This is a genomic window from Undibacterium sp. SXout7W, assembly GCF_049339385.1.
Lineage (GTDB): Bacteria > Pseudomonadota > Gammaproteobacteria > Burkholderiales > Burkholderiaceae_D > Undibacterium.
The window spans coordinates 1-285 of the sequence record NZ_JBMPPF010000159.1 but is presented as its reverse complement, the minus strand read 5'-3'; the positions used below and the strand labels follow the sequence as shown (position 1 = coordinate 285).

Here is a 285-nt window from a genome sequence, read left to right as displayed (position 1 = left end):
CGCTTTGTTCCTGACGATATTAACCATCGCTGGGAATTTACGCATAAAAAAACGGGTATGAGTGAACGCCTCGAAAAATCTAAGCCACTCATAGTTGCCTCAATCATTTTAATACCTTTATTACTATGGTTTATTTTATATCGCGGCATCCCTGCTATCGCTGTGTATAGTGTCAGTTTAGCCTCACCTGCTACTGTAGAGGCAATGGGCGAGCAAACCCTCAACGTGATTGAAAAAATAGCATTAGCTCCTTCTCAATTACCTGATGAAATTCAAAATAATATA

1 protein-coding gene is annotated in these 285 nt (G+C 39.3%); it reads left to right on the top strand.

What is annotated here, in order from left to right:
* The coding region (locus ACO0LB_RS20920; protein ID WP_423052672.1) for a hypothetical protein at positions 1-285 on the top strand (285 nt) is incomplete at both ends.